Annotated in this window: 6 protein-coding genes; 3 read left to right on the forward strand and 3 right to left on the reverse strand. The window is 60.1% G+C overall.

The window, feature by feature from the left end; translation table 11 throughout:
- Positions 1-44: 44 nt before the first annotated feature.
- Entirely contained in the window at positions 45-3506 is a 3462-nt protein-coding gene (gene pyc, locus QD336_RS10285) for a pyruvate carboxylase (RefSeq protein WP_499170527.1), read from the reverse strand.
- Between the two features lie 106 nt (positions 3507-3612).
- The gene (locus QD336_RS10290; RefSeq protein WP_269347242.1) at positions 3613-4350 is read right to left on the reverse strand and encodes a helix-turn-helix transcriptional regulator; all 738 of its coding nucleotides are present in this window, start codon (positions 4348-4350) and stop codon (positions 3613-3615) included.
- Between the two features lie 338 nt (positions 4351-4688).
- Between QD336_RS10290 and QD336_RS10295 the strand changes: the two genes are divergently transcribed.
- Positions 4689-6455: a glucan ABC transporter ATP-binding protein/ permease gene (locus QD336_RS10295; protein ID WP_499170529.1), complete on the forward strand. Its 1767-nt coding sequence runs from the start codon at positions 4689-4691 to the stop codon at positions 6453-6455.
- Positions 6456-7169: 714 nt separating this feature from the next.
- On the opposite strand, the gene QD336_RS10300 is transcribed toward QD336_RS10295, so the two are convergent.
- Complete coding sequence (locus QD336_RS10300; protein WP_499170531.1) at positions 7170-15665, reverse strand: glycoside hydrolase family 94 protein; 8496 nt, start codon at positions 15663-15665, stop codon at positions 7170-7172.
- 577 nt (positions 15666-16242) lie between these two features.
- Between QD336_RS10300 and QD336_RS10305 the strand changes: the two genes are divergently transcribed.
- Both QD336_RS10305 and QD336_RS10310 read left to right on the forward strand, forming a co-directional pair.
- The gene (locus QD336_RS10305; protein WP_499170533.1) at positions 16243-17424 is read left to right on the forward strand and encodes a M20 aminoacylase family protein; all 1182 of its coding nucleotides are present in this window, start codon (positions 16243-16245) and stop codon (positions 17422-17424) included.
- Positions 17425-17868: 444 nt separating this feature from the next.
- Positions 17869-18972 (forward strand): NAD(P)/FAD-dependent oxidoreductase, encoded by a 1104-nt coding sequence (locus tag QD336_RS10310; protein WP_499170535.1) that lies wholly within the window; start codon positions 17869-17871, stop codon positions 18970-18972.
- Positions 18973-18984: the final 12 nt, after the last annotated feature.

Raw genomic sequence — 18984 nt, forward strand, 5'->3', positions numbered from 1 at the left:
CGGGAAGGCGGGCGTCTGTAACCTATTGCCGATAAGGTAAGCCGTTATTCGGCGTATGAGATCAGCAGATCCTTTGCATCGATCTGGTCACCGGGCTTTACCAGAACTTCAGCGATCTTGCCGTCACGCTCGGCATGCAACGCGGTTTCCATCTTCATGGCCTCGATGGAGAGCAGCACGTCGCCGGCCTTGATCTCCTGACCCTGATTGACGAAGACCCGGCTGATCACGCCCGGCATCGGCGCGCCGATATGAGACGCATTGCCGGGTTCTGCCTTGCGGCGCACCGCGGAGCCGGAGGCGCCATGGGCGCGATCCGGTACCTTGATGCGGCGCGGCTGACCGTTGATCTCGAAGAACACCGTCACCATGCCCTTATCATCCGTGCCGGACGAGGCCTGATTGACGATGACAAGCGTCTTGCCGCGCTCGATATCGGCAAACAGCTCTTCACCATCCTCCATGCCATAGAAATAGGCATGGGTCGGCAGCACGGAAACCGGGCCGTAGGTCTCGGCAGTAAGCGCGAAATCGGTGAACACCTTCGGATACATCAGATAGGATGCGAACTCGAAGTCATCGACCTTGCGCTCCAGCTTGGTCTCGATCACCTTCCGTTCGGCATCAAGATCGGCATCCGCCAGCAGCGAGCCCGGACGCACCGTATAGGGCGCGTCACCCTTCAGCGCCTTTTTCTGCAGCGCTGCCGGCCAGCCTCCCGGTGATTGGCCAAGGTCGCCCTTCAGCATCGACACCACCGAGTCCGGGAAGGATACTTCACGGTCAGGGTTTTCGACATCGGCCACCGTCAGGTCCTGACTGACCATCATCAGTGCCATGTCACCGACGACCTTGGAGGACGGTGTCACCTTGACGATATCACCGAACATCCTGTTGGCATCGGCATAGGCCTGCGCCACCTCGTGCCAGCGGCTTTCAAGACCCAGCGAACGAGCTTGTTCCTTGAGATTGGTGAACTGGCCGCCCGGCATTTCATGCAGATAGACTTCCGAAGCCGGTCCTTTGAGATCGCTTTCGAACGCCGCATATTGATTGCGCACAGCCTCCCAATAGAAGGAAATGCGACGGATCCATTCGGTATCGAGACCCGTATCGCGTTCCGATCCGGCGAGTGCCTCCACGATCGAGCCGAGGCAAGGCTGCGACGTATTGCCGGAGAAGGCATCCATTGCAGCATCGACGGCATCGACGCCGGCATCCACAGCCGCAAGAACGGTCGCGGCGGAAATGCCCGATGTATCATGGGTGTGGAAGTGGATCGGCAGACCGGTCGCCTCGCGCAGCGCCTTGAACAGAACCCTGGCGGCAGCCGGTTTTAGCAGGCCCGCCATATCCTTGACGGCGATGATATGGGCACCGGCCTTTTCAAGCTCGGCGGCAAGGCTGGTATAATATTTGAGATCATATTTCGGACGCGCCGAATTCAGCAAATCGCCAGTGTAGCAGATGGTTGCCTCGCAGAGCTTGTTCTCCTCGGCAATCGCATCCATCGAGACGCGCATATTCTCCACCCAGTTCAGGCAGTCGAAGACGCGGAAAAGATCGACCCCGCCCCTTGCGGCCTGGCGGACGAAATACTTCACGACATTATCGGGATAGTTCTTGTAACCGACGCCGTTCGCACCGCGCAGCAGCATCTGCAGCAGCAGGTTCGGCGCGCCTTCGCGGATCAGTGCCAGGCGCTCCCACGGGTCTTCGGTCAGGAAGCGCATGGAAACGTCGAAGGTCGCGCCACCCCAGCATTCCAGCGACAAAAGCTGCGGCAGAGCCTTACCGTAAACGCTGGCGACACGGGCGATATCATGGGTGCGGACGCGGGTGGCCAGCAGCGACTGATGTCCGTCGCGCATGGTCGTATCCGTGACCAGCACGCGCTTTTCGTTGCGCATCCAGTCCGCAAAGCCCTTCGGCCCGAGCTTGTCCAGCAGCTGCTTGGTGCCGTCCGGCGTCGGCGCATCGATATAGGGCACGATGGGCTTTGCCGCCTTTTCGGAAGGCTTGGCACGACCCTTGGTTTCCGGGTGGCCGTTGACGGTCACATCAGCCAGATAGGTCAGGAGCTTGGTGGCGCGGTCCTGACGCTTGACCTGCGCGAACAGTTCCGGCGTCGAATCGATGAAACGCGTCGTATAGGTGTTGTTGCGGAAACTGTCGTGACCGATGATGGCTTCGAGGAAGGTGAGGTTGGTGGCAACGCCGCGGATACGGAATTCGCGCAGCGCGCGGTCCATGCGGTTGATCGCCTCATCCGGCTGCGGCGCCCAGGCCGTGACCTTGACGAGCAGCGGATCGTAATAACGGGTGATGACGGCGCCGGTATAGGACGTGCCGCCATCCAGACGGATGCCGAAGCCCGAAGCGGAACGATAGGCAGTGATGCGGCCATAATCCGGAATGAAGTTGTGTTCCGGGTCTTCCGTCGTGATGCGGCACTGGAGCGCATGGCCGTTGAGGCGGATATCTTCCTGCTTGGGCACGCCGGATTCCGCCGTGCCGATGGCAGCACCTTCGAGAATATGGATCTGCGCCTTGACGATATCGATGCCGGTCACGACTTCGGTGACCGTGTGCTCCACCTGGATGCGCGGATTGACCTCGATGAAGTAGAATTTACCGGTATCGGCATCCATCAGATATTCGACCGTGCCGGCACCGATATAGCTGGTCGCAGCGGCGATCTTCAGGGAGTAAGCGGCCAGCTCCTGGCGCTGCGCTTCTGACAGATACGGTGCAGGCGCGCGCTCGACGACCTTTTGATTGCGCCGCTGGATCGAACAATCACGCTCGAACAGATGCACGACATTGCCATGCGTATCACCGAGAATCTGGCTCTCGACATGGCGGGCGCGCTCAACGAGCTTTTCCAGATAGACTTCGTCCTTGCCGAAGGCAGCCTTCGCCTCGCGCTTGGCTTCCGTCACCTCACGGGCGAGGTCTTCCTTTTTGCGGATGGCGCGCATGCCGCGGCCGCCACCGCCCCAGGAGGCCTTCAGCATGACGGGATAGCCGATTTCCTCGGCCATGCGCTCCACTTCCGCTATATCGTCCGGCAGCGGATCGGTGGCGGGAACAACGGGGACGTTGACCGAGATCGCGAGATTGCGGGCGGCAACCTTGTTGCCGAGCTGGCGCATCGTATCCGCCGTCGGTCCGATGAAGGTGATGCCGGCCTTGTTGCAGGCCTCCACGAACTCAGGGCTTTCGGACAGAAGACCGTAACCGGGATGGATCGCATCCGCTCCGGAGAGCCTGGCCACACGGATAACCTCCTCGATCGAAAGATAGCTCTCGATCGGTCCCATGTCCTTGGCAAGATGCGGGCCCCTGCCGACCTGATAGGATTCATCCGCCTTGAAGCGGTGCAAAGACAACTTGTCCTCTTCCGCCCAAATCGCAACGGTTTTGATCCCAAGCTCGTTCGCTGCCCGGAAAACGCGGATCGCTATTTCGGATCGGTTGGCAACAAGTATTTTCGATATCTTCAAGACGGTCTCCCCACACGCCAAAACAAATTTTCTGCTGCACTGCGGAATTAAGCAGCAAAAACCCGTCTTGGAAAGGGCAATTCCGGCGAGAAATGTCCTGTTTGCGCTAGCTCAGCAGACCGTGGCGGAAAGCAAGCGCTACGGTATGTTGCCGGTTCCTGGCGCTGAAACGGCGCTGGATTCCGTTGATATACCAGTCGACAGTGTGGTTGGAGATCGATAGCTGGCGTCCGATTTCGGTGGAAGTCATGCCATCCGCCATCAGCGTCAGCACCTCCATTTCTCGCCTCGTCAACTCAAGAGCCGAAACATCCGGCGCATTGCTGAGATGATGAGCCTGACCCGAAAGATCGAGCAGGCGCCAGAACACCGCACGCGTGGCCGCGTCGAGCAATTCGACCTGCAACGAGGGCAATTGCCGGTCCTGACCGCCGATGAACACCGCGCCGATGAAGCCCGCGCGGCCATGCACGGGAAAGGCATAACCGCCCTGCAGACCGTAACGCCCGGCATCATGAAAAAAGACACTCGCCCTTTTCCGATGCATCGCGCGCGGCAGGCCTTCAAGCGCTTCCTTCCACTGGAACGGCTTGTGCACCATGCCGATCACTTTGCGGACGGGATCGACGAGATTGTATTTCTTGGCCCTGTAGACCTCGATCCAGCCCTCGGGAAGATGTTGCGCAAGAATCTGGCCGGTCGTGGCGAGTTCGCCGGTCATTCGCCTGCTGACGAGGAAATACTCGAAACCGTATTCGCGAATAAGCGTCACGAATTCAGAGCGAACGCGGTCGGCGTTTCCCGCCTGGTAGCACGCAGAGATGAAGTGAAGAATATCATGCATAAAGACACATGGTCCGGGGCTTGGCTTGAAGGGGATGACACGAAGGACATGGTCCCGCGATGACGTCATGTTACTCGGGCGCCGGTCGGTTCAGATTGAACATATCGTCGTTAGCAATCCCTGAAACGAAGATGCGAAATCTAGTGACGGCAGGCCCCGGGAAACATCGGGTTCGGTTTTTTCGGTTCGCACGCGCGGTCAATCTGTTAAGCCGCCATTCAGACAGAAAGAGCGATAATTACACAAAATTCGCCGTCTCATGCAACCTTGCTAAAGCAGCAGAGTATTGAGGCCGAACAATCAACCGCTTGAAAAGACGCCCGGACTGGATTGAAAATTTGACCTTGTTTCAGGTTTACACACGCGCTCTGCGCTATCTGACCGTTCATAAATGGCGTGTGACGGTGGTCGTCATCGCCAACGTCATTCTTGCAGCGATCACCATCGCCGAACCCGTGCTGTTCGGCCGGATCATTGACGCCATTTCCTCCGGCACCAATGTCACGCCCATCCTCATTCTGTGGGCGGGTTTTGGCGTCTTCAACACCGTCGCCTATGTCGCGGTCGCCCGCGAGGCCGACCGTCTGGCCCATGGCCGGCGCGCAACGCTCCTGACGGAAGCCTTCGGGCGCATTATCTCGATGCCGCTCTCCTGGCACCATCAGCGCGGCACGTCCAATGCCCTGCATACGCTGCTGCGCGCCAGTGAAACTCTGTTCGGCCTCTGGCTTGAATTCATGCGCACGCATCTCGCCACCTTCGTGGCGCTGGTGCTGCTCGTCCCGACTGCCATGGCCATGGACCTGCGCCTGAGCTTCGTCCTGATCGGCCTCGGCATCGTCTACTGGTTCATCGGCAAGTGGGTGATGGACCGCACCAAGGACGGCCAGGCTTCGGTCGAGGAGCACTATCACAGCGTTTTTGCCCATGTCAGCGATTCCATCAGCAACGTATCGGTGCTGCATAGCTACAACCGCATCGAGGCCGAAACGAAGGCGCTGAAATCCTTCACCGAGAAGCTCCTGAGCGCGCAATATCCCGTGCTCGACTGGTGGGCTTTCGCGAGCGCTCTGAACCGCACGGCCTCCACCGTTTCGATGATGATCATCCTCGTCATTGGCACCGTGCTTGTAAAGAACGGCGAGCTGCGTGTGGGTGATGTCATCGCCTTTATCGGTTTCGCCAATCTCCTGATCGGCCGTCTGGACCAGATGCGCCAATTCGTGACGCAGATTTTCGAAGCCCGCGCCAAGCTTGAGGACTTTTTCGTTCTGGAGGATTCCGTCAAGGAACGGGAAGAGCCGGGCGATGCCCGCGAATTGTCCAATGTCTCCGGCACCGTGGAGTTCCGCCACATCAATTTCGGTTTTGCCAACACCAAGCAGGGCGTTCACGACGTTTCGTTTACGGCCAAGGCCGGTGAGACCATTGCGATCGTCGGGCCGACCGGCGCTGGCAAGACCACGCTGATCAACCTTCTGCAACGCGTCTACGATCCCGATTCCGGTCAGATCCTGATCGACGGTACCGATATTTCGACGGTCACGAAAAACTCGCTGCGCAACTCCATCGCGACCGTGTTTCAGGATGCCGGCCTGCTGAACCGCTCCATCCGCGAAAACATCCGCCTCGGCCGTGAAACGGCCACCGATGCGGAAGTGGTGGAAGCAGCAGCAGCGGCAGCGGCAACGGATTTCATCGACAGCCGCATCAACGGCTATCTGACCCAGGTGGGCGAGCGCGGCAACCGCCTGTCCGGCGGCGAGCGCCAGCGTATCGCCATTGCCCGCGCCATCCTGAAGAACGCCCCCATTCTGGTCCTCGATGAGGCGACCAGTGCGCTGGACGTTGAAACCGAAGCCCGCGTGAAGGCGGCCGTGGATGCACTGAGAAAGAACCGCACGACCTTCATTATCGCCCACCGTCTTTCCACGGTTCGCGATGCCGATCTCGTCCTGTTCCTCGATCAGGGCCGGATCATCGAAAAGGGCACCTTCGATGAGCTGAGCCAGCGCGGCGGACGCTTCACCTCGCTGCTGCGCACCAGTGGCCTGCTGACGGAAGACGAAGGCCAGCAGCCCCGACCGAAGGCCATAGCCTCCTGAGGCCTTGGCCGAGGCAATAAAAGCAAGGGCGGACAGGATTGTCCGCCCTTTTTCTTTGCGTGCTTTCACGGGACTTGGGCGAAACCATGGATCGCCTATCGGAGAATTCCGGCCAAAGAGTTCGACAGCCAAAAATCTATCTGCCCGAAAGGGAGGACATTCCCCAGGAAGGCAACTAAACCTGCAGCGATATTGAATGCGAAAATTCCGAGAAGCACGCCGAACAGGATTCCAACGCTCGTTTTCCGAGGATAGCGTGCCGACCAACACGACAACGCCAGGGAAAGAATGGCGAGCAAGACCAGCAAGCCGGTTTCTGTGAAAGATGCGCTGAACTGCAAAGTCCCCTCCTCCCCGATTGGCCAGGTTCATCGAGAAGCCCACGGAAACCCCAGCGTTACGGTCGTTTTCTGAAACGGACCATACATGCCGGCTTCCTGTCATGGAACATCTTTGGGGAATGGCTCGCTCGCGACCACCGTCCATGCTCGGAGTCATTGACCATCGTGACCTGGCAATCCGGCCCCGCTGATCGTGGCTCTCGTGGACGCCCGCTCATTGCCGCCGATCTTCAGCCGGTGATTTCGAAGGCGACTGCGACGGGCCTATGATCCGGTAAACGTGCCGAAGCATAGGCAAAGGCTGCCAAAAAAAATCAGGCCCCTGCGTCACCGCAGGAGCCTGAGTTTAAAAGCGAGCAGAGACCTGATCGTCTCAGTCGAGGGAGATCACCCCATCACCAACCGCCAGGTCTTTACCGTCGACGGATACGGAAACCTCCGCCGTACCGGCCTTGCGGCTGACGGTGATGTTTCTTGCCTTGCCGTCGAGCGCGATCTTGACCGAGAAGCCGCTCCAATCCTCCGGCAGTGACGGCGAGATGTGAAGCTTACTATCCGTCCGGGTGATACCGAGAATGCCCTCGACTGCGGCGCGGTAGAGCCAGCCGGCGGAGCCGGTGTACCAGCTCCAGCCACCGCGACCCGCATAGGCGCCTTCACCATAAACATCGGCAGTCACCACATAAGGTTCGACCCGATAGGTTTCCGAGGATGCCGCGTCGAGCGCATGGTTGACCGGGTTGAGCAGCTTGAAGCAGTTCCAGGCCTCCTGCGCGCGGCCCTGCTTGGCAAGCGCAAGAACCACCCAGGTCGCCGCATGGGTATATTGCCCGCCGTTTTCGCGCACACCCGGCGGATATCCCTTGATGTAGCCGGGATCATGCGGCGCACGCGAGAAGGGCGGTGTGAACAGCCGGATGATGCCGGTCTGTTCATCGACCAGATGTTCCATGACCGCATCCATTGCCTGCCGCGACCGACCTTCCTCACCTTCACCGGAGAGGACGCTCCAGCTCTGGCCGAGGGAATCGATCCGGCATTCCTCGCTTTCGGCGGAACCGAGCGGCGTGCCATCATCGAAGTAACCACGACGATAATAGCTGCCGTCCCAACCAGCGGTTTCGAGAACATTACGCAGCTTTTCACGATGCGCCGCCCACTTGCCAACACGGTCGGCATCACCACGCTTTTCGGCGATCTCGATGAAATCGCGCAAAGCCCCTGAGAGGAACCAGCCGAGCCAGACGCTTGTGCCCTTGCCACCGACGCCCACGCGGTTCATGCCGTCGTTCCAGTCGCCGCCGAGGATCAACGGCAGGCCGTTTTCACCGGTGCGATGGATGGCAAGATCAAGCGCCAGCGCCGCATGTTCATAAAGCGTGCCAGACCTGTCACTCGTTTCCGGCTGGAAGAAAGCATCGTGCTGACCGGGCATCAATGCCGGCCCCTTCAGGAAGGGAATGCTCTCATCGAGGATGGCAGCGTCGCCCGTCGCCGAGACATATTGGTTGATGGCATAAGCAAGCCAGACCACGTCATCGGAGATCGTCGTGCGGACACCGGCGCCCGTCAGCGGCAGCCACCAGTGCTGCACATCGCCTTCCGGGAACTGGCGGCCTGCCGCGCGCAGGATCTGCTTGCGGGCGAGATCCGGCTGGTAGAGCAGGAAAGCCAGCGTATCCTGAAGCTGGTCACGGAAACCGAAGGCGCCGCTCGACTGGTAAAAGGCCGTGCGCGCCAGAATGCGGCACGCCAGCGCCTGATAGGGCAGCCAGTTATTGACCATGTGGTTGAAGCCGGCATCAGGCGTGGAGACCTGCAACTGGCCGGTAAAGCCCGTCCAGAATGCCTTGCTCTCGTCCAGTACCGACAGGAAGTCCGCCTGGCGAACATCCTTCACCAGCGCTTCAGCCTCTTCCGCATTGTCGGCATCGCCGAGAATGAAGGTCATGTGCCGTTCTTCGCCGGGCTTCAGGTGGATTTCCTGCATCAGTGCCGCGCAGGGATCACCATCGACCTCGGTGGTGCCGCTGAGCGCCGCACCGGACACGATGCCCTGCGGGGCCTGTGCCGAACCGAAGCGGCCGATGAATTCCCGGCGGCTGGTGGTGAAGCCGCTGGCTTCACTGTCGAGCGTAAGGAACGCGGTGCGGGCGCTATAATCGATGCTGTAGGGGTTCGACGCGAAGATCGCGTTGCTGTCCGCATCATGCCTGCTCAGGATGAACGGCGCGGATTTCTGGCCATTATTGCCGAGCACCCATTCCACATAGGCATAGACCTTCAGACGGCGGCTTTTCGAACCCTTGTTGCGCACGATGACCTGCGAGAACTTGACCGGCTTTTCACGGTCAACGGTCTGCGTCAGCTCGACTTCGAGCGTATCCGCCACGCTGGTCAGCACGGAATAACCGAGACCATGGCGGGTTTCGAACATGGCTTCGGGATCGCGCGACAGCGCGGCACAGGGCGTATAGAGCTTTCCTGTTTCCACATCGGCAACATAGAAGGCCTCACCCGGCCGGTTGATGACCGGGTCATTGGTCCATGGCGTCAGCTGATAGTCACGCGAATTGCGGCTCCAGCTGAAACCGGCGCCTTCGGCTGAAATATGGAAGCCGAAATTCTCGTTCGAGATAACGTTGATCCATGGATGCGGCGTGGACTGCCCGCCATTGAGGCGCACCACATATTCCTGGCCGTTCCTGGCGAAGCCGCCGAAACCGTTCCAGAAATCGAGATCACCCGCATCCTCGACCGGCTCCGCAACCGGGAAGGCCGGCACGGGCAGACGGGCCTGTGCAGCATCAGAGGTGCCGTCAGGACCGCGATTGGCCGCAAACAGCGAGACCGCGCGGTTGATCTGGTCGACGATCTTGCCGTTGCGCACGTGCAGCACAACGCGGGAAGCGGCGAGAAGCGCGCTCCATGTCTCTTCGTCCATCAGGTCGCGGCGAACGGAGAAGACGTGCGGGCGACCACCATCGGCAGGATTGATGCGGCGCTGCGTCTCGGAAATATGATCGAGCGCATGCTGCATATCCTGCGCATAGGACGCAGCCCGTTCGTTGACGATGACGAGATCGAAGATCACGCCGCGTGAACGCAGATATTCGTGGGCGCTCAGCGCTTCACGGGCGATATCCATGTCCATGTCATCGTTGATGCGCAGGCTGAAGATCGGGAAATCGCCCGAAATGGCAAGCGGCCACAAGGCGCGCTGCGAAGCGAGGCCCGTTTTCAGCGTTTCCGAATCCGCACGCAGATGCATGTCGGGATAGGTCAGATAACGACCGAGATGCTGGAAGGCGGCCGCCTGCTGCGAGGTGACGCCGACATGACGCATCTGCACCTGCGTACGCGTCCAGGCATGCACGAGTTCGTGGGCGAAAGCGTCCGGATGACGATAACGATCGATCGCCTTGTCGACTTCCTCACGGCTCGGTGCAGCAATCGTCCAGAAGATCACGCTCACCTTCTTGCCGGCAGGCACACGCACGGTGCGCCGCAGCGACAGGATCGGATCGAGCGTGAAACCGTCGGTGCTGGAGAGCGTCGCACCGGCATCGAATGCCGCCGCTTCGCGCAGCGACCGTCCGCGGCCGATGAACTTGGCGCGGTCCGTCTCGAACTCCGTCGGGCGCGACGGACCGGCATTGTCGGCGGCCAGATGCGCGATGACGGTGCCCGGCTCGTTCGGGCTGCGGCGGTTGCGCCAGGCGCGGATGACGTCACCGCGGCGGCCGATTTCCGTCTGCACGAACATGCGCGAGAACAGCGGATGGGCGTTGTCATCATCCTCGGACGCGATGACCGGCTCCATATAGGAGGTCACTTCAATGTAACGATCCTCGGAACCGACGTTCAGCAGGGTGATGCGGCGGCCTTCGGCATCGTGCTCGGTGGCAACGATGCACTCGACCACGCTCTGCAGATCGCCGATGGTCTTGTGGAACTCGGCCTTGTCGTCGGTGAAGATCGTCTTGGTCTTTTCACCTTCGATGACACGCGGCTCGGCCGTCGCACTCCACCATTGTCCATTGGTGGTGTCGCGCAGGAAGATGAAGGTGCCCCAGCGGTCGTCGGTCGGATCCGCCTTCCAGCGGGAAATCGCCTGTCCGTTCCACTTCGAATAACCCGCACCCGTCGAGGTGAGCATCGTCGAATAATGGCCGTTCGAGAGGAACACCACTTCGCGGTCGCGCACCGCCGGATCGGCAATGGAGCGCACTTCCGCACGCAGGAGGTCGGCCTGTTCCTTGCCGGGAGTTTCCGGCTCGTATTTTGCGCTCATGACGGGCACTTCGCGCGGCGCCTTTTCCTGCAGCAGCAGTTCGGCCGCTTCGATCACCGGATCGGAATGGAAAAGCTCGCGCAGCACGCCATCAAAGGCGACGTTGGCAACGGCCGCGATCGACATGCCGTGGTGGTGGGCATAATAGTTGTAGACCACCGCGCAGACCTTGCCGTCAGGCACACGCGTCGGCGTGAAATCCACCGCATCGTGGAAGCCGTACTGGCCAAGAGCGCCAAGCTTGCGCAGCTTGTCGAGGTTCTCAAGCGCACCGTCAGGATCGTACTGGCTGGCGAGGATCGACGCATAAGGCGCGATCACCGCATTCTGGCCAAGGCCACGCTTGAGGCCAAGCGTCGGCACACCGAAGTTGGTGTACTGGTAATTCATGTTGTGATCGCGGGCGTTGAATGCCGCTTCGGAAATGCCCCATGGCGTGCCGAGGCGGCGGCCGTGGTTCATCTGTTCCTTGACGATCAGATTGTTGGTCTGGTTGAGAATGCCACCCTGACGCTCCTGCATGACAAGCGGCGGCATCAGATATTCGAACATCGAGCCCGACCACGACACCAGCGCGCCCTGCGCGCCGATCGGCACGACCTGGCGGCCGAGACGGTACCAGTGTTCGGTCGGCAGATCGCCTTTTGCGATGGCAAAAAGGCTGGTCAGGCGGCATTCGGATGCCAGAAGGTCATAGCAGGCCTCGTCCAGCTCCTTGCTTTCGACGCGGTAGCCAATCGACAGAAGACGACGATCCTTGCGGTAAAGGAAGGTGAAGTCCATCGAGAAAGCGAGGTTGCGGCTGCGGTCGCGCAGCGATGCGAGACGCTGGCGCAGCGGTTCCATATTGGTGAGATCGATGGCGCTGTCGGAAATATGCGCCTCGCAGGATTCCACCAGCAATTGCGCCCAGCGGGTCACTTCCGCGCTTTGTGCGGACTTTACCTCGTGATCGACGTTGGTGGCGAGCTTCTGGATGTCACGTGCCAGAACCGCAAGGTTGATGACGCGGATCGAGGCGAATTCATGCTCGCGCTTGACGGAGGCAAGAGCGTTCGAGAAGCCGATGATGCGTTCCTCGAGACGGCGATGCAGCGGACGCAGGTTCTTGCGGTCGTCGGGCAGCGCCTTCAGCGTTTCGCGCAGAATGCCGGCGACATCACCGATACCGTCCAGATTACCCTGAAGATGGGCCGACGGCGCTTCGGCCCAGTCACGGCAGGCGGACGAAACCGCAATCAGGTGGCCGGCGAGATTGCCGCTGTCCACCGCCGAAACATAGCGCGGTCCAAGCGTCTGCAGCGTATCCGTATGATACCAGTTGTAGAGATGGCCGCGATGCTTCTCCATCTTCTCGACGGTCTGGATCGTGTTTTCGATCCGCTCCAGCGTATCGGCAAAGCTGATCCAGCCGAACTGGCGCGCCGATATGACGGACAGCAGATAGACGCCGATATTGGTGGGCGAGGTGCGGGAGGCAACGATCGGCTCCGGCGTTTCCTGGAAGTTGTCCGGCGGCAGGTGGTTTTCCTGCGGCGTCACGAAGGTTTCATAATAACGCCAGGTGCGACGCGCGATCTTGCGCAGCTCGAAGGAGACGTGTTCGGAAACGAACAGCCGGTCTTCGGTTTCCGCCGACTGGCTGACATACCAGGCAACAGCCGGGGAGAGAACCCAGAGCAGCGTGAAGGGAATGCCGATCAGGAAGGCATTGTCGCCGGGCAGCGCCGCGAACAGGAGGCCGAGCATGGCCACCACGGGCGCATGCCACATCTGCCGGTAATAATCGACGATGCTGCCCTGCGCACTGGACTGCATGCTAGCGGCCGTGCGCCATTCCAGCATCAGCTTGTGGCTGACGAGCAGGCGATAGAGCGAGCGGGCAATCGCATCCGTCATCATGCAGGCGGCATCGGCGATGAAGACAATGCGCAGCGCCACCTGCGCATTGGTGGCGCGGATTTCCGACCAGATGGTGTGGAAATGCGCCTGCGGCACGATATCGGTGGAGCGCGGCACGAGGCCGGACAGCAGCGACAGCGTGGGCGCAACGAAGAGCGAGAAGATCAGCAGGATCTGCCAGATCAGGGCACCGAGCGGATCCATGAAATACCAGCCCAGCACCGAAGCGAAGAACCAGGCAATCGGCGTCAGCGAACGGCGCAGATTGTCGACCATCTTCCAGCGGCCGATGGCGGTGACGCCACGGGCACGGTCAAGGATGAAGGGAAGCAGCTGCCAGTCGCCACGTGCCCAGCGGTGCTGACGGGAGACTTCAACCTCGTAGCGGGTCGGGAAATCCTCGACCAGCTCCACATCGGTCACCAGCGCGCAGCGCGCGAAGGAGCCTTCGAGCAGATCGTGGCTGAGAATGGAGTTCTCCTCGATACGGCCCTTCAGCGCCGCTTCAAAGGCGTCCACATCATAAAGACCCTTGCCGGTGAAGGTGCCTTCGGAGGTCAGGTCCTGATAGACGTCGGAAACGGTGAAGACGTAAGGATCGATACCGCGATTGATCGAGAAGACGCGCTGGAAGACGGATGCGTCCTTGCCGGTCGTCAACGAGGGTGTCACGCGCGGCTGCAACAGGCCGTAACCTTCCACGACGCGGCCGGACACCGGATCGATCTTCGGACGGTTGATCGGGTGGTGCATCTTGCCGACGAGCTTGGTCACCGCATCGCGCATCAGGCGCGTATCGGCATCCAGCGTCATGACGTATTTGACATCGGCCGGCACGATGTTCGCACCGCTGAGGAACGTCGTGTCCTTGTCGCCGCGCAGCAGCATGTTCAGCTCATGCAGCTTGCCGCGCTTGCGCTCCCAGCCCATCCAGCAACCTTCGGCCGGATTGTAGATGCGGCGGCGATGCAGCAGGTAAAAACGTGTCTTGCCGTCGAAGGCATAACGGTTGTTCAGCGCCGCAAGCTCGCGCCTGGCATAATCGAGAATCTCGATATCGTCTTCGGACTGCTCGTACTGCGCATCGCGCCAGTCGCTCACCAGCGAGAAATAAATCTCGCCATGCGGGTTGGCGAGATAATGCACCTCGATATTGCGCATCATCTCATCGACGCTGTCGCGGCTGGTCAACATGCAGGGCACGGCGACCAATGTTCGGGCATCCTCAGGGATGCCGTTCTTGAATTCGTATCCGACGAGGCGGAACGGCTTCACGAAGAAGGTGACGAGCGTGTTGAAGAGGCCGGTAGCACCTTCGGATGCCGGCAATGCAAACATCAGCAGGAAGGCGGTGACGACATACCAGGGCATGCCCGCCTTTGCCAGGAACCAGCCTACCGCAAGCATCGCGACCGCCGTAATGAGAAGCACCGGCGCGGCGATCGCAAGCCAGTTGAACTTGCGCATCGAGCGGACGATGTGCTGCGACGCGAGCGGCCGATACCCCAGCGCCTTTTCAAGCTCGAAGCGGCGCTGACCGACGAGCACCGAGCCGACATTGACGCGATGGTTCTCGTCAGCGCCCGCAGGCAGATCGGACCGTGCCATTTCGACGGCGGCACGCGCCACCTCCACTTCGGTCTTGGGTGAGCGGCGAGCCAGAAGCTCGATCGTGTTGCGATAGGTGTTGCGCGAACCGAAATCGAGAACCTCGTAATCGGTCTCCTCGCGCAGGACCTTGTCGATATGGCTGACTTCCTCGAACCACACCGACCATTCGGTGTCGTCGATTTCACGCAGGCTCTTGACGATGTTGCCCATCGTCACATTGCCGGAGGCCAGGCGGTTATGTTCCGACATCATGACGTTTTCGGCGTCGGTGCCGGCGGCATGCAGACGCTCTTCGAGCCAGGCAACCGCGAAGCCCGATGTCTGCGAACCGTTGCGCAGACGATAGAGGAACTGCGTCGCAAAGGTCGGATCATCGACCAGTGAATCGACCTGCTTGAGAAGTGCGGCCGATGCTTCGGCATCATTCAGCCGGATGATCTCATCGACGACCTCATTCGCCTTCTGGCGCATGCGGCGCGAGCGCTCGACGCGAATGGAGATGCGGCGCAGATTTTCGATGAGAACAAAACGGATGATCGAAGGCAGCGCCCACAATTCGCCGATCTGCAGCGTTTTGGACGTCTGGTAGCCATCCACCAGCGCCGTCATGTTTTCGCGCGAAACCGTGCTGTGGGTATGGGCGACATAAAGCCAGCCGAGCGCCATGACGCGAGGAATGGTCACTCCGCCCACCGTCATCGTCGGCAGCTGGCGATAGAATTTGCGCGGGAAATCGCGCCGCACTTCCTGGATCGCCTCTTCGATGACGTAATGATTGTCGAGCAACCATTCCGCCGCCGGCGTGATCGTTGCACCATTTTCCGCATCAACGGCCGTCGTGCGGTAGACCCGCAGGATTTCCTTCTCATTCTCGCGGTGACGCTCGAAGAAATCGAATTCCATGAAGCCGGGCAGGCTGTCGGCACCGTCGCGGGAAAGCGCGGCACCGGCATCATGCAGTTCCTCGATCGTCATGTAGGACGCACGGATCGAATCGTTATGATCGATCTGCTTCGTCTCGGAATCACGGGCGGCGGCGGTCGGGGTGATATGAAATGACATCGGGCTCGTATTCTGAACTTTATGGAGATTTGTTCGACTGGACCGGCATTTCGTTCATGGCGGAAACACGAACGAAAATCAGGCCACGCTATATTTATGACTTATCCTGAACCTTCGGTGAACCGGACGCGACACCGAGCGGAACGGGTCATCAGGTGGAAGGCACCCGCAGGCCTGGCATCTTGGTCTGCATTTATTCCGATATACTTGCAAAACCGGAGATCGGTGCGGCAACGAGATTTTCGATAATGGGAAGAAAATGACGTCCTGCGGCCCGGCATCGCCGTTCCGACCGCATTTCGCACCCTCCCCGACGGCGAAAACTGTTCGCGCAAAGTCCGATATTCCCCCGTTGACAACCTGAAAGGCAACGCGGAACCGGGACTGCCCGCGCTACATCCGAAAGAAGCTAATGCCCCAGGACGTCAATAGTTCCATGCCACCTGTCGCGGCACGATGCAAGCGCTGAATTTCAGGCCGTTTCGGCACCGGTAACGCCCCTTACGCATGTTCGCATATGCTGCTATGTCCTTTGTAAAAGGCGCCAGAAAAAACGGCCGAACCCGGGACTTCGAAAATGACCAGACAGACCGCGAATATCGCATCCTTCGCCAACCATATGCCAGATGTGGTGGCTATTCGCCGCCACCTGCACCGCAATCCGGAAATCGGCCTTTCCGAGTTCAAGACCTCGGATTTCATTGCCGAACAATTGCTGGCAATGGGCTATGAAGTGACGCGGGGGCTCGCCGGAACCGGCATCGTCGCGACGCTACGCAACGGCGACAGTGCGCGCACGCTGGGCATTCGCGCCGATATCGACGCCCTGCCGATCCACGAGGAAACCGGGACGGATTATGCAAGCGCCAATCAGGGTGTGATGCACGCCTGCGGCCATGACGGTCACACGGCCATGTTGCTGGGAGCGGCGAAGATCATCGCCGAACGCAGGAATTTCGACGGAACCCTGCATCTGATCTTCCAGCCGGCGGAGGAAAATTTCGGCGGCGCCCGCATCATGATCGAGGACGGCCTGTTCGAGCGTTTCCCCTGCGATGCGGTCTTTGCCCTGCATAATGATCCCGGCCTGCCCTTCGGGCAGTTCGTGCTGCGCGACGGGCCAATCCTTGCCGCCGTGGACGAATGCAAGATCACCGTCAAGGGTTATGGCGGCCATGGCGCCGAACCGCAGGATGCGGCCGACCCCATCGTTGCCGGCGCAAGCATCATCATGGCCTTGCAGACGGTGGTGTCGCGCAACATCCATCCGCAACTGTCGGCCGTCGTCACCGTGGGCGCATTCCATGCTGGTGCTGCCAGCAACGTCATTCCTGAAACGGCGGAGATGCTGCTGACCATCCGCTCCTTCGACCCGGGCGTGCGCGACGAGCTGGAAAAGCGCATCCGGGCCATCGCTGAAGGCCAGGCGGCCAGCTATGGCATGAGCGTGACCATCGATTACGAGCGCGGTTATAACGCAACCGTCAACCACAAGGCGGAAACGGATTATGTCACCGATCTCGCCCGCCGTTTTGCCGGGCCGGAAAAGGTGGCAGAGATGCAGCGCCCGTCCATGGGTGCGGAAGACTTCGCCTATATGCTGGAGAAGCGGCCGGGCTGCTATTTCTTCCTCGGTACGGCGCGCACCGATAATGATCCGCCGCTGCACCATCCGAAATTCGATTTCAACGACGATATCCTGCCGATCGGTGCTACCTTCTGGGTGGATCTGGCAGAGGATTATCTGAAAGCGCGATAAATATAAAAAGGCCGGTCGGAGGAGCGACCGGCCTTTATTCTCCAGTTACCTGATGGAAAAGATCGGGAGGATCAGGGAACGAGACCGAATATGACCGCGGCGACAAAAGCCACGCAGACGCCGACAAGAGCCGCATGCACCGAATCTCTCCAGTTACGCGGCGACTGGGGCTGCGAGACAAAGTCTTTTACTTTTCCTGCCTTGGAATAAGACATTGTACAACTCCCTTCCTGCTCAGCCCGTCAAAGCGGGCATTGCTTAGTTCCAGCAAAGAATAGCTTTATTCCCCACTGTTTCGGTAGAGATAAAATTCCATAAGATCGGCGCATCGGGAAAAATACGGATTGCGACTTGCCCGTTGGCAAGCATCAATCTACCCATTGCGCAGCATCAACGCGGCGGAGGCTGTTTCCGTTCAAAATCAGGGCCAATGCGCAAGAGACCATGACGGATATCGACGCCATCATCATCGGAGCCGGTGTGATCGGGCTTGCGACAGCCCGCGAACTGGCAAAACGCGGCCTTTCCGTCATCATCCTCGAAAGCGAAAAGGAATTCGGCTCCGCGACGTCTTCCCGCAATAGCGAAGTCATCCATGCGGGCCTCTATTATCCGGCCGGAAGCCTCAAGGCGAAACTCTGCGTCGAGGGCAAGGAGCGGCTTTATGACTTCTGCCGGAGCCATGGTGTTGCGCATCGCCGCTGCGGAAAACTCATCGTCGCCACGAGCGATGACGAAACGCCCCTGCTCGCCGCCCTTCGCGAAAAAGGCGAAGCCAATGGGTGCGACGATCTGGAGCTGATCGGTGAGCGACACGCACTTTCACTCGAACCTGCCCTTGCCTGCAGCTCCGCCCTGCTATCGCCCTCGACGGGCATCATCGACAGCCATGGCTATATGCTGGCCCTGCTTGGCGAGGCGGAAGACCATGGCGCGGCCCTCGCGCTCAACGCGCCGTTCGAACGGGCGGAAGCGATCGGCAACGGTTTCCGGGTTCATGTCGGCGGAAAGGAACCTGTCAGCCTCACATGCCGGCTGCTCGTCAATTCCGCCGGCCTTGTCGCGCCGATGGTGGCGGCAATGATTGAGGGACTACCGTCAGAAGTGATCCCGCAGGCGCGTTTCGCCAAGGGCAGCTATTTCTCACTGACAGGCAAATCGCCTTTTTCGCGGTTGATCTATCCCGCGCCACACACCCACGGCCTGGGTGTACACCTGACGCTGGATCTTGCCGGTCAGGCCCGGTTCGGGCCGGATGTGGAATGGGTGGACGCGATCGATTATGCCGTTGATCCCCGCCGCATGGAGGGTTTCGGCGACGCCATAAGGCGTTATTGGCCGGGCCTGCCGGAACACGCGCTGGCCCCGGCCTATTCCGGCATCCGCCCGAAAATTTCCGGGCCGGACGAGCCGGCCATGGACTTTCGCATCGATGGCCCGGAAACCCATGGTCTTGCCGGCCTCGTCAATCTGTTCGGCATCGAAAGCCCCGGCCTGACCGCGTCACTGGCGATCGCCGGCGAGGTCGCGGCACGGCTAGAGGCCTGATATCAGCCGCAG

The organism is Rhizobium sp. BR 250 (assembly GCF_047445855.1).
GTDB lineage: Bacteria > Pseudomonadota > Alphaproteobacteria > Rhizobiales > Rhizobiaceae > Agrobacterium > Agrobacterium tumefaciens_I.